The sequence below is a fragment of the Chitinophaga agri genome, from assembly GCF_010093065.1.
Taxonomy (GTDB): Bacteria; Bacteroidota; Bacteroidia; order Chitinophagales; family Chitinophagaceae; genus Chitinophaga; species Chitinophaga agri.
In genome coordinates, this window is the sequence record NZ_CP048113.1 from 1,087,969 (window position 1) to 1,102,311 (window position 14,343).

Genomic DNA, 14,343 nt, shown 5'->3' on the forward strand with positions numbered 1-14,343 from the left:
ATACTCAGTAGCTTTATATCACAATAACAATGGGGAGAAAAAGCAATTAGCCCTTTCTCCCCATTTTGTTTTAGTATGCTTGTCAGTGATACTCATCTGACTAGCCATTTCAAGTAGTCCTATATTCTGACTAAAGATGTAATTTATCTTTTTTCGCCAGCAGTTCTGCGATAGACTCCTGGTACATTTCGTCCGGCACGCAGCAGTCCACCGGGCAGTGGGCTGCACATTGAGGTTCCTCGTGAAATCCCTGACACTCTGTGCATTTGTCTGCGACAATGTAATACAGATCGTTGGACAGGGGAGCATTGTGCTGACTGGCATCAATAACGGATCCGTCGCTCAATACAAAATTACCTTTCAAGTTTGTGCCATCTGATATTGCCCATTCTACGCCACCTTCATAGATCGCGTTATTGGGACATTCAGATTCACAGGCACCACAGAAAATACATTCCTCTGTAATTTTAATAGCCATAATAATCTAGTTTGGAAGCTGTCTATGCTTCATGGTGTAATAAAAATAATCAGGATAAAATTAGTAGAAAATTATTTATTATCCCAACAACCCGTGAATAAAAGCAGACGTGCAAAGTACAAGTAGAATAATTCCTTTCTGTTCATATAAGATGAATCTAAATGCATCATATTATTGCAGGACGTTAACTGATGCCTCCTACACAAAAGGACACTTATCAGCATCGGGTAATATAGATTTCATTACTTTAGGTATCCGAAAGAAGTACAGAGACAGGAGAATGAATTTGCCTGATGGCTGACTAGACATCGGAAGATATAAGACCTAATAATGATGAATCATGTGGATATATATACAGATGGAAGCTGTGATACCCAAACACGCCGCGGTGCATGGGTAGCCATCTTATTGATTAACGGGGAAAAAGTTGTCTTGTCCGGCATTGCACCCGATACCACCCATAACAGGATGGAACTAGCTGCAGTGATAGCAGGTATCACCTATATAGAAAAAAACTTTGAAGATATTCAACAGCTGCACATTTACACTGATAGCCAATATGTAACGGGATTGATGTTGCGAAGGGATAAACTCATCAAGACAAATTTCATTACAAGTAAGGGAACCCTGCTACGTAACGCAGATCTGATAAAGAAGCTTTATGAATTAGAGACACAGATACACCTGGTATTCACCAAAGTAAAAGCCCATCAAAAACAGGGTACTGCTATCAATTATAATATTGATGCGGATAAACTGGTGAGAAAGCTGATGAGAGAATCGTAGTAGAAAGAAGGCGGGGACGATGAATACATTAAATAAGGCTCACTCGCTGAGTGAGCCTTACTCGTTAGGTTATTTATGTTACGCCACAAATGCAGTTTCAGTACCAAATGGTTTCGCTCAGCACAATGAACTACGTTTGCACTCATTCACTGCAGTTACAACATTGGTAATTGATCGTCCAGGTACATCGCAACTATTATACATAAGCCTTAATTGCAAAAAGGATAAAGTGGGCAGAGTTTCAGCTTAGCTTTCTTAATAGATTCATAGCTGACTTCAAACTCTTCAGTATTGTTGGTTTTAGGCGTCTGTGCACCTTTGATCTCTGTTAGTAATGTCCGGTAACGTTCGAGGATCTTAGCCAGGTTTTTACTTGATCCATCCTGCTGGTACGCCTCAGTTGCCTTTTGCGTCAGGACGTCAAACGCCTTATTTGCGTTGTCGTTAATAACGACATTCGCCAATATCTCACGTTTAGCTTCCGCCAGCTTTACATTCAATGAATCCTTGGACTGTGCTTTGGTTTGGAGACAGAAAAGCAGCAGAAATCCACATAATAGTTTGTACATCTTCATAAGATTTAGTTAAAAACGGAGTAATGAGCACCTCGCGGGCAGACTAAATAGTAGCGTCTGCCGATTTACTTTGCCAGGTATTCGATCCCCCGAAGTTGTAAAAATACCAACTACCTGCTAGTTTTACAAACTCCCTGGGCAAATCAGCCCTAATTTTTACAATCAACTGAAATACAGTACACTAAAACAGCAACAGCTACCGGGCTACAATACTACAGCCGAAATCGCCAATACCTGTGGGTACTCAACTTTGTGACCAACCTGAGAAAAACTTACCGGCATATCACATTATCTGTCATCAATAGACGATATCCATCGGCCCACCTAACATTGTAACCTATTCTTTGTATATACAATCCGCTTCATCGTCTACGGTTAACAGTATTTTTATTTTTTTAAAACAGGCTCCAGGATGAACCGATTTCACAGACAAATTGATTCTATGGCGTTTATGCGTCATTGTGACTAATAGAGACGTGGATCCGTCATCCCATCAAGACAGGATGGCATAACTAATAATTTTTATATTTAATATATGCGTTTATCTTTACAGCCAATTGTTTAATTAAACCTATTTCTATGAAAGCAGTGAGATCTGCATTGTTAATCGCGAGTCTGGGTTCCCTGTTATTTTCCTGTAAAGATGATGATGCTCCGACGCCTGATAGTCCGTTGTCAGGAAATTATGATTTTAAAGAGTCCAGGATCACGGGTCGGCTGGTAGTTATCAGTGATACCGAAGTATCAGACTCTGTTGTCACCAATTATAGCTATACAGCAACCGGATCAGGTGAGGTTCAGATTGATAATAAATATATTCATCAGAAGAACATCACTTACAAGTATGTTGCTCAGACAAATTACATGACCTATTTCAATGGTGAGGTAACGAATCAGGGCGAAACAAAGTCGGAAGAAGATGTTGTAAGTTTTACCAAAAAGATAGAATATGAGATCAGGAAGGATACACTTCATTTTTCCGAGCCACTGCTAGACAATGGCAAAGATCTCGTTGCATTTCCTTTACATGGCGGTGGCTACATGACACTGGAAGGCTCTGCCACGCTGGTGCTGGGTTATACGACTGAAAAAAGAGATACGACCACTACTGATGGCATCCGTAAAATCACTATCAGAAAAGAAACCCATGCTATACCATTAGCGAAGAAGCTCAACTAGTTACATACAGGTGCGAAAATCTGTTAATATCGGTAACGGGTAAAAAGAAGAAGCCATTCCAAAACGCGGGATGGCTTCTTCTTTTTAAGCAAATAATTGTGTAGCATTTATGGAAAATAATCACATAGCAGCGATGATATCTGATCCTATTTGTTACTCTTAAGAAAATAAACTGTTGTGATAATGAAGACCTTTCAAATGCTGACGAACATCTCTGGTCAATCAGAGTCCTCCGATGAACTCAATACAATATCCTACGGAACAGGCATTGCTGATATGGAAATAAACACCTGAAATAGAAGTTTGTGTTTTCATCGCAAGGCCACCGGCAAGGTAATTATTAGGTGAACTCAAAGTGTATGGATAAGTTCCTAACGACGTACCACCTGTTGTTGTAAAGGTGATCGAATAGGGAGTTGTGCCACTGCCACTAATCGAATAGTTGATCGTACCAACCGGCTGACCGGCACCCTGTGTACCAGTGGTAGTACCAGTGATCGGGAAAGTAAAAGAAAGTGGCGCTTTACTGATTACAGGCGGAATTTTGTCCGCAGGAACAAAACCTGAAAAGGAAAACAGGCACAATACCAGTGCAAAGGGAAACAAGTTTTTCATAGATAATTTTCTTTTGACTTGGGTTAAAAAATGTCCTGACGAATATAAACTATTTTATCAATACAATTAGCTACCAACATAAATAACACTATAAAGAAGGTCTGCTGACACCAATAAACCGCCTATTATCAGTTCACCCATTTGTCTATACAACTTTGTTCCTGTATTTTACCTAAAAATAACCCAATGAAGATGCCCGCCAGCCTTATACTTCTACTCACCACGTTGTTGACCTTATATCACCAGGCGACCACAGGACAGCAACTGTCTAAACCTTTGCTGCTAAAAGGTGTAAAACATCTACCCCTGCCGGATTCCCAACACATGGTATTTACCTTACTCACCTTTAATGATACTGCAGAAAATATTGCTGTGGCCAATCTCGATGTAGACATGCCGATAAAAATGAACGTCATCACGACTTCATTACTCGGCAAAGGAAGGATCATTGCCTTTGGTACTGGTGCTTATTTGCGGAAAGACCTGCTGCATGATCCCAACGTACATCAATTCGTTGATAACATGTTCACATGGGCTGTAAACGGCCGTAAACGCCCTAAAATGGGCATTTTTACCCATGCAGATAGTGTGTTCCTGCAACTGGCACACCAACGCCAGATAAGCACCTATTCCGTAAGAAATAGCGCTATCGAAAAAAGCACCGATATTATTTATCTCGAAACAGATATAAGAGATACTGATGCCCTCAGCGCCCTCGAAACCTTTGTACGCAGTGGCGGTACGCTTATCCAGGTATCTCCGTATGAGCAGGTATCTTATAAGTTACTGGCTTCGCCAGGTAGCCCCGTACAGGATCCAGGTATCAATAAGCTGCTCGCAAAAGCGGGTATCTATGATGTAAACATGGCCTTCTACGGGAGCGCCAACAACAAAGACCTCATTATAGACAGCTTGCCCGACTACCTGCGCCATGGGCAGAACTGGCCATGGATAAGATCATCCTTACTGTGCCCTCCTATCGCATCCGACAGTTGAATAATCCGGAAAATCAATACCGGTATCAGACCACGTCAGGAAAAAAGTGACCGGCTATCCTGTATGGCTACCCGCCGAACTTAAACCGTACGATATGCAGAAAGTGTCAGCGCTGCAGACGAAATAAAGTAATAGCACGCATCTCTGATACATCTTAATCCATCCCGTTCAAAAGCTAAATTCCTAATAATGAAACGAATCATTTTACCATTACTCCTGTTAATTCAGTTAACCATCTATGCGCAAACCGACCAAGAAAAAATACTGGCAACAGAGAATAACCTGGTCGGCATAGTACAGATAGCCGGCGAAGCGCCATGGACAATTGCGGAAAGAATGGCTCATTACAAAATACCAGGACTTAGTATAGCCGTTATACAGCATTACAAACTTGTCTGGGCAAAAGGCTATGGTTGGGCAGATGATAGTCTGAAAATTCCGGTTACAACACAAACACTTTTCCAGGCGGCCTCTGTCAGCAAATCTCTTAACGCGGTAGGCGTGCTCAGGCTCGTACAGGATAAAAAACTGGACTTATATACTGATATTAATGCTTATCTCACCAGCTGGCACTTTCCTTATGACAGTCTGTCTAAAGGGAAAAAGATCACGGTGGCTAACCTGCTGAGTCATTCTGCAGGATTGACAGTACATGGTTTTGGAGGTTATCAGCAGGGAACCGCTTTGCCAACTGTTGTACAGATCCTGGATGGCATAAAACCAGCCAATTCATTAGCAGTACGCTCTATGTATGAACCTGGCATAAGAACGCAATACTCAGGCGGCGGTACAACAATATCCCAGTTAATTGTAATGGATGTAACCCACCTGCCGTATGCTGATTATATGGAAAAAGAAGTACTAAGACCTTTAGGAATGCATGCCAGCACTTTTTCCCAACCGCCTGCCGATATAAAAGCAGCGCATCTTGCGACCGGTTATCGCATAAATGGAAAACCACTGGCGGGAAACTATCACATCTATCCGGAGCAGGCAGCTGCAGGCCTGTGGACAAACCCTACTGACCTCGCAAAATATATTATTGAAACGCAGCTGGCTTACGAAGGTAGATCTGCCAAAGTGTTAGATCAGGCGACAACCAAACTCCGCCTCACTCCCTACCTTGATAAAAATGCTGCTTTAGGTGTATTTACGGATACTGATAGTGCCGGGTACTTTGGACATGGAGGCGCGAATGAAGGATTTCGTTGTCAATATTTCGGAAGTCTGAAAGATGGAAATGGTGTAGTGCTAATGGTGAACTCCGACAACGGCAGTATTTTGCAGGAAGTGATAAACAGCGTCGCTAAGGTCTATGGATTTAAAGAATTGTACCATTCCACTATTAAGGAAACTGTAGCCCTGGAAGATTCCGCACTGCATAGCTACCTTGGCCAATACGCACTGTCGCCCACTTTTATTATCACTGTTTTCAAAGAGGGCAAAGGCATATATGCACAAGCAACCGGACAGGACAGGTTTGTTATCTACCCTGAAACACAAACTAAGTTTTTCGCTACAGAACCTCCGCTATCACTCGAGTTCAAAAAAGATACTACCGGTAAGGTAAATTCGTTCACACTTTACCAGAATGGCCGACAGCTTGAAGCAAAAAAGATCAGATAGTATAGCACATATAGCTACCTGAAGCCAGCGTGTGACAGCTACCTGATGCCTGAAGGCAGGTCTTTCTTCTTTCGAATCCCTCAAAAGAAGAAAGACCTGCCTGCAGGCATCATCCATCATGATCTGGAATTATAATTTCCATTGCTATCATTGCAAGAATAAACGTCTCTTTAGGGGCCACATTAACACAAGGTTGTTATCTTTACGTCTAATGTAATTAACGCTATAGATATGGATGCTACCGACATCATAGACCTCCTGAAAGAGAAAGCAGATACCAGGTATCATACCGGTATGCAGCGCTTCGGTATTGACAATGAAAAGGCGTTGGGCGTCAGCATACCTGAAGTGAGGAAACTGGCCAGGATAATAAAAAAGGATCATGAACTGGCGCTTCAGCTTTGGAACACCGATATACACGAAGCCCGTATACTGGCATCGTTAATTGCCGATCCTAAACTGGTTACTCCCCAGTTGATCGACAGCTGGGCAAATGAATTTACAAGCTGGGACATCTGCGACCAGACTTGCGGCAACCTGTTTGACCGTACACCTTATGCTATAGAAAAAGCACTGGAATTCAGTGAACATGACAAGGAATTTGTTAAACGCGCCGGCTTTGTACTGATGGCGGCATTATCAGTACATGATAAAAAGGCAAAAGATGCCGTTTTTATTAAGTTCTTCCCCATTATAGAACGTGAAGCATGGGATGAGCGCAACTTTGTGAAGAAAGCCGTTAACTGGGCTTTACGACAAATTGGTAAACGCAACGGAACATTATTACCTATGGCCATACAATGTGCAGAACGTATTTCACAGCAGAACACCAGGGCCGCCAAATGGATAGCCAGAGATGCATTAAGGGAACTAAGAGAAGTACCCAATAAATAAGTTTATCTTCATATGGCATGATTCCCGGCTGATAGCTGATCTAATGCGCGCGCTCACAAAAGGATACGCCCCAAAGATCTACAGCTACCATCGGCAGTACGCCTCCTGCAGTCTATGTTTTCGATCCGCATTAAGGTCATCTCGACAGCTCATACTCCCGCTGTGCCACGCCTCCGACGATCCCGAATCCCTTTAGAATATTGTTATACACAATCACTTTCTCAGACAAGCCATCTTCATTCTTCTCCTGTGCCTGATAAGCGCTGTTCAGGTAATTATAGCTATGATAGGTCAGCGAGCTTACTTCAACGATCATGGTCTTAAGATTATCCTGCACATCTGCTTTCAGTGTAACTACCAGGTTACGGCCGTTAAACAATGCATCTGTTGTATAGAACTCAGGATGAGTATCGTCTTCTAATAATGGCAGTCCCATCTCACCCGATTCAAAATACTGAGGTAATTTTAAACGTACAGTATCACCATCTGCGCCTACCCAGTTAAGTACCTGGTAAAGTCTGATGCGATAATAATTCTGTACAGCGGGATCATCGTGCAATTGAATATTGATAACGGCTCTGTTACGCCATTGGTCAATCCGGCTAACCGTCATCCTTATGGGACCGGGATCCACCGTATCCGGTACAATATCACTTCCCGACACCTCTTCATATCCCGGTACAGCCGCCGAGATGCGGTACGTAACCCCGGTCTTGGCGACGCTCTTACTACGATAATAAACACGCCCTGACAAGATATATGGACTAAGCCTCTCTTTAAAAATGCCATTCTCAAAAAGATTAACGACGGCGTCTTTCAGTTCATTTGTGTCTTTTCTATCCCCCAGTCTCGTAGATAAAGCGACCCGTGCAATCATCACACTGTCTTTATTCATAAGCAGATTTAGTACCGGCTTATTAGAATCATCAGGAATAGATATGTTAAAAGACTTCTCACAAGCACCCAGAATGAGTAAAAGAGATAAGAGCAACAACATTTTCATCTGCATACTTAGAATCTTAAATTATAAGAGAAACTGGGTATAAGTGGTAATAACACAATACCACTAAGTCGTACCTTCGGCGTATTATCCGCATACTGCTTTACATAATAAAAGAATGGGTTCATCCTGTTATATGCATTTAATACGCTAATATTCCACGTACGTATATTTCCATTACTTTTCTGTTTGATAAAGTTCACGCCCAGATCGAGGCGATGATAAGCTGAAATCCTTAAGTTATTCCGGTTATTGATATAGTCTACCGTTGGATTCCAGTAATTCGGATCGTTTGGCGATATCGGCCCGTTAACACCTTCATACCTGGCCACAGGAACGGTAAAGGGAGATGCTGACTGATACGTCCAGGTGCCCGAAAGCTCGATATTCCTTTTCAGTTTATAGATCGTCACCAGATGAAGATCATGCCTCCGATCATATTTATAGTAGAATGTATGACCATAATTAACACCTGGAATATTACGGTCGGAAACGGCCCAGGTATATCCCAGCCAGCCGGTTAAGCGTCCTGTTTTCTTCTGTAGTAAGAATTCGAGCCCGTACGACCTGCCAGTACCTGACGCGATCTGTTCCTGCCAGGTATCTCCTTTACTGGTGGTAAGGTATGCAGCGCCGTCTTTGTACTCCGCTACGTTATACATCTTCTTATAATAGACCTCTGCAGACAATTCATACCTGTTTCGGAATACGTTACGTGCCAGTCCCAGGGCAAACTGGCGGGCCTGCTGGGGGGCTACTCTCCTTGTAGCTGGCACCCATAAGTCTGTGGGCAATGAGATGGAATTATTTGCTAACAGATGAATGTACTGGGTCATGTGGGTATAAGATGCCTTCAGTGCCCAGTCTCCAGGCAGTAAAAACCGCATGCTGGCGCGGGGCTGCAAAGAATGATAAAAATGCGACTGCACGTTGAATCCACTCCAGTGCACACCGGCATTCAATTTCAAACGTGGCGCGATCTCCCAGTCATCTTCCACATACAGGTCCATCTCTCCCGCCCGGATGTTACGGTTGTTGTTCATCGAATCCAGGGTAATGTCGTCTCCACTGGTCTGTTTCACTCGAACGATACCCGGAGTAAATACCCGGTACATATATGACGCCCCCATTTTAACTGCATGAGCAGGCATAGGACGATAATCGATATCTGTTTTGATGCCGTAATCGCTTATTCCGGAATGTAGCTTCAGGGCATTGGAGCTGCCATCCCCATCATATTTATCTTCCGTATACACACCTGTACTGAATTTGTAACTACTACCTATCAGCATGGTGTTGGTGAACAGCTTCGGAGATATGATATGCGTCCAACGCAAGGTACCCGTAATGTTCCCCCACTGAACTGCCAGGTCTGACAGATCGTAATTTTCCGCAGGTGCTTCATCATCCAACGCATATTTTTCCTGTATCCTCAGCCTGTCCTTCCCCATATAAAAACTAGCATACAGCTTGTCTCCTGACGAAAGCTCGTGATGCACCTTTGCATTCAGATCATAGAAAAAGAGGCTGAACTTTTTCAGATCCACTGCAGAACTTTTTGCGATCGGTCCTGCGATGAGATCAGGGTAGGACCGCCGTCCGGAAAGCACATAAGACGTTTTCCCTTTTCTGAGTGGGCCTTCCAGTGTTAGTTGCGTAGAAAGCAGTCCAATGGAAAAGTCTCCATGCTGTTTATACATATCGCCGTCCTTTGTTGAGATGTCTACGACCGATGACAATCTTCCGCCATAACGTGCGGGGAATGCGCCTTTATACAGTGTTACGTCTTTTAGTACACTGGTATTAAATGTTGAGAATATACCCAGCAGATGCATAGGATGGTACAATGGTGCGCCATCCAGCAGTATGAGGTTCTGATCAGGTGTTCCGCCACGGATCAGTAACGCACTTGAGCCTTCCGTACCCTGTTTGACGCCGGGCATCATTTGCAAAGTTTTCAGTAGATCGGGCTCACCCAGCAGACGTGGCAATGAGCGTACCTGCGAAGCTGGCAGATTAATGGCACTCATTTGTGAGGATGCTGTACGCGTACCATTAATGGTGACAGCCGCGAGTTGCCTGTTGGCAGGCTGTAGCCTGAAATGAATACGTTGATCCCCCTTCATACCGATAACAGTATCCAGTCGCTGATAACCGATATAAGATAGCTGCAGATGTAATGAGTCGCCGGGCAGTGTGATACTGTAAAAACCATAGTTGTTAGTCGTCGTACCAGATTGTGCCACCATCGCTGCGAGTGAAACACCGATCAGTTTCTCACCACTTACAGCATCTTCAACAAACCCGCTCAGTGTATTGGTACTCACCGGACGTGCTATGATCAGCAGATTACCACCCATCTGTTTAACATCGGCTGGCGTACCTTTCAGGATATCACGCAGTATTGTTTCCACCGTTGCGTCCCTGTACGCACGCGCTTTCACACGTATACCCTGCACCCGCGTACGCTCATACGATATAGGTATTCCACTTTGTTGCTGCAGCAATTTCAACGTTGCTTCAAGAGATGACGCCGGAATACTGATAGTGATCTTCCGCTCCATATCCTGTGCCCTGACAGGAAGCCAGCCGAGTAATAAACAAATAGTTATAAAATAGCGCATAGTTCTTTTTTGCAGGAACATAGGTTTCCATGGCCGCAAGGGCAGCCGTTTTAATTTAACGATATGTATCAGTTATTAATGTATGGTCAACGTAATTCCACTGCGTGTATATTCAAGTCCGCTGATATCTTTCAGCATCGCCAGTACATCTTCTACCGTATCGTGCTTGCTGATGCGAAATGTAAAACGGTAAGCTGTGTTGGCTGCAACATCCACTATGACCTGCAATCCATAATAGTTTTCAAGGATACGTACCACCTCGGCCAAGGACGCATCACTGATCGTCAGATTTCCATTACGCCAGTCGGCCACCTCTCCTGCCGTCCTTGCAACAGTATGCCTGGTTACCTCATAGCTGAGTTGCTGTCCTGCTTTGAGGATGTCCAGGACGCCCGTACTGTCAGCCACCTGCACGGCCCCGGAACTAACCATTACCGTCACTTTCTCTGACTGTATATATTTCAATAGTTCTTCTGCGTGAAAAACATAGCATCTTACACTAGCACCAGATTCTCACCTGTTAAAAACGCCCTGCAACGGGCTAATAATATCGCCTTAGCCAGCAATACGATAATAAAATAACAATAAAAACAGGTTTCGCAGTGGCACCACTATTTCCTTACCGCTTCAATCGATCTGACAAATACTGCCGCGGCTTCTTCCTCCGTCAAACGCGGATCATATCCAATGAATTTCTGACGAATGTTCATATTGCCGTCAATGATAAACCGTGTCGGCAAACCAATCGTTCCAAACTCATTATAGTACATGTTCTGATTACCGTCTTTTCCCTTTTCATCAAACACAACATGAAAGTTATACTTAAACCTGGCCAGGTCCTTTTGCACAAGATCCCTATACTGTTCTGACTTCTCACGGGTATCTACAAAAAGAAAAGCGACAGTCGTATCATTCGCATACCGTTGCATCACCTTATTGATCATTGGAAAATCCTTGTGGCAATAATAACACCACGTAGACCAGAAACACACAACCAGTATCCTACCTTTATAATCCGTAAGACTGACCGCTTTCCCCCTTGTATCTAACATAGTGAAACGGGGGGCAGGGGTATTTAATAGTGTATCACCGGATATGGCAGCATACCTGGTGTTAGAGAAGCCCTGCATATAGGTAAACATGCAACACAATAGAATGTAAAGCAGATACTTTTTCATCATTGAAGGTTTTTGAACGCAAAAATATCAGACCCAACATAGTTAAATGTTAAAAGAAAAAACTTTTCTGTTAACTAATGTTAACTCCGGGATAATGAATTCGTCAAACCTGTAATTTTAGCGCGCATTATGAGGAGAAAACTGAAATTTACGTTTTTCATTTCCGCAATGACCGCATTGCTGATCGTGCTATTTCAGACCTACTGGGTATATAATAGCTTTAAAGTTAGCAGGCGAAATTTTACGACTTCCGCAAAACACGCATTGCAGAGAAGCATCAGTCTGTACCAGCTCGGTCAAAGTGAAATGCCTACATCCCTGAAGTACAGGGATCCAACCCTCACTTTTTTTCTGAGGACCATCCCCAACAGGGACTCCATTGCTTTTGATACGCCAAAAGTTATCAAACCTTTTCATGCCGAGTTCCTGACCGTCAAAATAGATGAATATAATATCAGCGAAGTGAACGCGCTCCTGGGACGCCTGATATCTCAGCAACTGCGGCGACCTGTAAACGCTGATTCGTTAAACCTCATTTATAAAGAAGAGCTTCGGAAGGAAAACATTGAGGTGCCCTTTCACATCATCGTTGTGGACAGCAGTAGCATCATCAGACAACATGATATTGCTGTGCCTATCAAGTTTCACAGATCGCCTGTAGTGATTGTCAGGGCAATTCCAATCAACTTCTCACTGGCATTGTGGAAGGAGAACATTATTCCTGCTGTCATTTCCCTGATCCTGATATTATTATCCGCCGGAAGTCTTTTTGTAATGGGCAGTATGATACTACGTCAGATGAGGCTGAACACGTTCAAAGATGAATTTATCAATAACATCACACATGAATTAAGGACACCTATCACGATACTGAAATCCTCGGCCGATGCACTGAAGAGCTTTGGTGTTTCCTCCGATCCGGAGCGGCTTGCCAGGTACATAAACATCAACGTGACCATCCTTGATAAACTCGACAAAGACATCGACCGCATCCTGGAAGTAAGCAAGTATGAGCACGGCATCCTGCATGCACAGCGGAAAGTTGTCAATTTAACAGCCCTTTCCAGAGAAATAGCCAACCGGTTTGACCTGCAGGCCCCTGACAGCATTTCCATTCGTAACACGTTACCCAACGGAGAAGCAAATACCGATTGTCTCATCATAGATACCATCCTGAGCAATCTCATAGACAATGCGATCAAATATTCGCCGGGAGATATCCGCATAGATCTCGGCTTTGCTCCCATAGCCGACGGATGGAAACTGCGGATACGGGATAACGGGAAAGGTATTGAACAATTTCATTTACCTTTTATCTTTGACAAATTCTACCGCGCACAATCTGTCAATGTTCATGATGTGAAAGGTTATGGGCTGGGACTGAGTTACGTTAAATTACTGGTATCTGCATTACACGGGAACATCTCCGTCAGAAGTCAGGTAAATAAGGGAACAACTTTTACGATTCATTTCCATGACTAATAAGATCAATGTACTACTTGTAGAAGACGAGCCGGTATTGGCTGCCATCATAAAGGAATCACTTGAAACGCGTGATTTCCTCGTCAGCATTGCTATTAATGGCAATAACGGATGGACCCTGTTCAAAAAACTGAAACCGGATATCTGTATCATTGATGTGATGCTACCTGGTAAAGACGGGTTTTCACTAGTATCTGATATTCGCACTGTAGATGAAAAAATCCCTATTATTTTTCTCACAGCTCGAAAACAGCCAGAAGATGTGATACGGGGACTAGAAATAGGCGCAGATGATTACATGAAAAAGCCTTTCTCGATGGAGGAACTGGTGTTACGACTAAAGATAATGGTGCGGAGACAGGTTCAGTTCTCAGGCCCCATGAACAGTACGGCAGGTATGCTGAAAGTAGGCCGTTTTACTTTTAATACGCAAAAACAGGAATTAACGACACAGGAACAGGTCATCCAGCTATCACAACGTGAAGCGGACTTACTGAGGTTATTAATTGGCGCGAAAAACGAGCTGTTAGACCGTAAAACGGCACTGCTTAAATTATGGGGAGACGATGATCCATTCACGGCCAGAAGCATGGACGTCTACATCACCCGGCTCCGTAAATACCTTCGGGAGGACACTTCTGTAGGGATCATTAATATCCGGGGGAAAGGATATAGTCTGATAGAATATGTATAACGCATACATGGAGGAACTCAGTCTGGAATATGCCCTATTAAATGTTCATACAGCAGCAACGTGAATATGCAGCCTCATTATAAAAGAACTGATAGTGATATATCAGCGGCTTATCATGCTTACACATAAGTGAATAACCTTAATTGACAGAAAATTGCACTTATACTAAAATAATAATGACATCTATTAATCACGTTATTTCTCCGGGGTTGAACT

The 14,343-nt window shown here is 43.3% G+C and carries 14 protein-coding genes; 7 read left to right on the forward strand and 7 right to left on the reverse strand.

Annotation, left to right across the window (positions count from 1 at the left end; translation table 11 throughout):
* Positions 1-130: 130 nt before the first annotated feature.
* Positions 131-478 carry a 4Fe-4S binding protein gene (locus tag GWR21_RS04100; RefSeq protein WP_162330515.1) on the reverse strand — a complete coding sequence of 116 codons (348 nt, stop codon included), beginning with the start codon at positions 476-478 and terminating at the stop codon, positions 131-133.
* Between the two features lie 330 nt (positions 479-808).
* Here GWR21_RS04100 and GWR21_RS04105 point away from each other — a divergent pair, with 330 nt between their 5' ends.
* On the forward strand, positions 809-1,264 hold the full coding sequence (locus GWR21_RS04105) for an RNase H family protein (RefSeq protein ID WP_162330516.1): 456 nt from the start codon (positions 809-811) through the stop codon (positions 1,262-1,264).
* Between the two features lie 209 nt (positions 1,265-1,473).
* Here the strand turns inward: GWR21_RS04105 and GWR21_RS04110 are convergent, their stop codons facing one another.
* A complete protein-coding gene (locus GWR21_RS04110; protein WP_162330517.1) occupies positions 1,474-1,833 on the reverse strand; it encodes a hypothetical protein in 360 nt (119 codons plus the stop codon).
* 585 nt (positions 1,834-2,418) lie between these two features.
* Between GWR21_RS04110 and GWR21_RS04115 the strand changes: the two genes are divergently transcribed.
* The gene (locus GWR21_RS04115) at positions 2,419-3,018 is read left to right on the forward strand and encodes a hypothetical protein (protein WP_162330518.1); all 600 of its coding nucleotides are present in this window, start codon (positions 2,419-2,421) and stop codon (positions 3,016-3,018) included.
* 222 nt (positions 3,019-3,240) lie between these two features.
* Here GWR21_RS04115 and GWR21_RS04120 read toward each other — a convergent pair whose 3' ends face one another.
* Positions 3,241-3,633 (reverse strand): hypothetical protein, encoded by a 393-nt coding sequence (locus GWR21_RS04120; RefSeq protein ID WP_162330519.1) that lies wholly within the window; start codon positions 3,631-3,633, stop codon positions 3,241-3,243.
* A gap of 186 nt (positions 3,634-3,819) precedes the next feature.
* On the opposite strand from GWR21_RS04120, the gene GWR21_RS04125 reads away from it, so the two are divergent.
* From GWR21_RS04125 to GWR21_RS04135, 3 genes are all read left to right on the forward strand, one after another.
* Entirely contained in the window at positions 3,820-4,629 is an 810-nt protein-coding gene (locus GWR21_RS04125) for a hypothetical protein (RefSeq protein WP_162330520.1), read from the forward strand.
* A gap of 189 nt (positions 4,630-4,818) precedes the next feature.
* Positions 4,819-6,255, forward strand: a complete 1,437-nt coding sequence (locus tag GWR21_RS04130; protein ID WP_162330521.1) for a serine hydrolase — start codon at positions 4,819-4,821, stop codon at positions 6,253-6,255.
* Between the two features lie 231 nt (positions 6,256-6,486).
* Positions 6,487-7,149, forward strand: a complete 663-nt coding sequence (locus GWR21_RS04135) for a DNA alkylation repair protein (protein ID WP_162330522.1) — start codon at positions 6,487-6,489, stop codon at positions 7,147-7,149.
* Between the two features lie 136 nt (positions 7,150-7,285).
* On the opposite strand, the gene GWR21_RS04140 is transcribed toward GWR21_RS04135, so the two are convergent.
* The 4 genes from GWR21_RS04140 to GWR21_RS04155 all read right to left on the reverse strand — a co-directional run bounded on the left by GWR21_RS04140 (position 7,286) and on the right by GWR21_RS04155 (position 11,951).
* Positions 7,286-8,158 (reverse strand): DUF4249 domain-containing protein, encoded by an 873-nt coding sequence (locus GWR21_RS04140; protein WP_162330523.1) that lies wholly within the window; start codon positions 8,156-8,158, stop codon positions 7,286-7,288.
* Positions 8,159-8,160: 2 nt separating this feature from the next.
* On the reverse strand, positions 8,161-10,773 hold the full coding sequence (locus tag GWR21_RS04145; RefSeq protein WP_162330524.1) for a TonB-dependent receptor: 2,613 nt from the start codon (positions 10,771-10,773) through the stop codon (positions 8,161-8,163).
* A 75-nt stretch (positions 10,774-10,848) separates the two neighbouring features.
* Positions 10,849-11,238 (reverse strand): FecR domain-containing protein, encoded by a 390-nt coding sequence (locus GWR21_RS04150; RefSeq protein ID WP_238430173.1) that lies wholly within the window; start codon positions 11,236-11,238, stop codon positions 10,849-10,851.
* Between the two features lie 146 nt (positions 11,239-11,384).
* Complete coding sequence (locus GWR21_RS04155) at positions 11,385-11,951, reverse strand: TlpA family protein disulfide reductase (RefSeq protein ID WP_162330525.1); 567 nt, start codon at positions 11,949-11,951, stop codon at positions 11,385-11,387.
* A 129-nt stretch (positions 11,952-12,080) separates the two neighbouring features.
* Here GWR21_RS04155 and GWR21_RS04160 point away from each other — a divergent pair, with 129 nt between their 5' ends.
* Together GWR21_RS04160 and GWR21_RS04165 are read left to right on the forward strand one after the other, a co-directional pair.
* Positions 12,081-13,433, forward strand: a complete 1,353-nt coding sequence (locus GWR21_RS04160; protein ID WP_162330526.1) for a sensor histidine kinase — start codon at positions 12,081-12,083, stop codon at positions 13,431-13,433.
* On the forward strand, positions 13,426-14,127 hold the full coding sequence (locus tag GWR21_RS04165) for a response regulator transcription factor (protein ID WP_162330527.1): 702 nt from the start codon (positions 13,426-13,428) through the stop codon (positions 14,125-14,127). The genes GWR21_RS04160 and GWR21_RS04165 overlap by 8 nt, the downstream gene beginning before the upstream one ends.
* Positions 14,128-14,343: the final 216 nt, after the last annotated feature.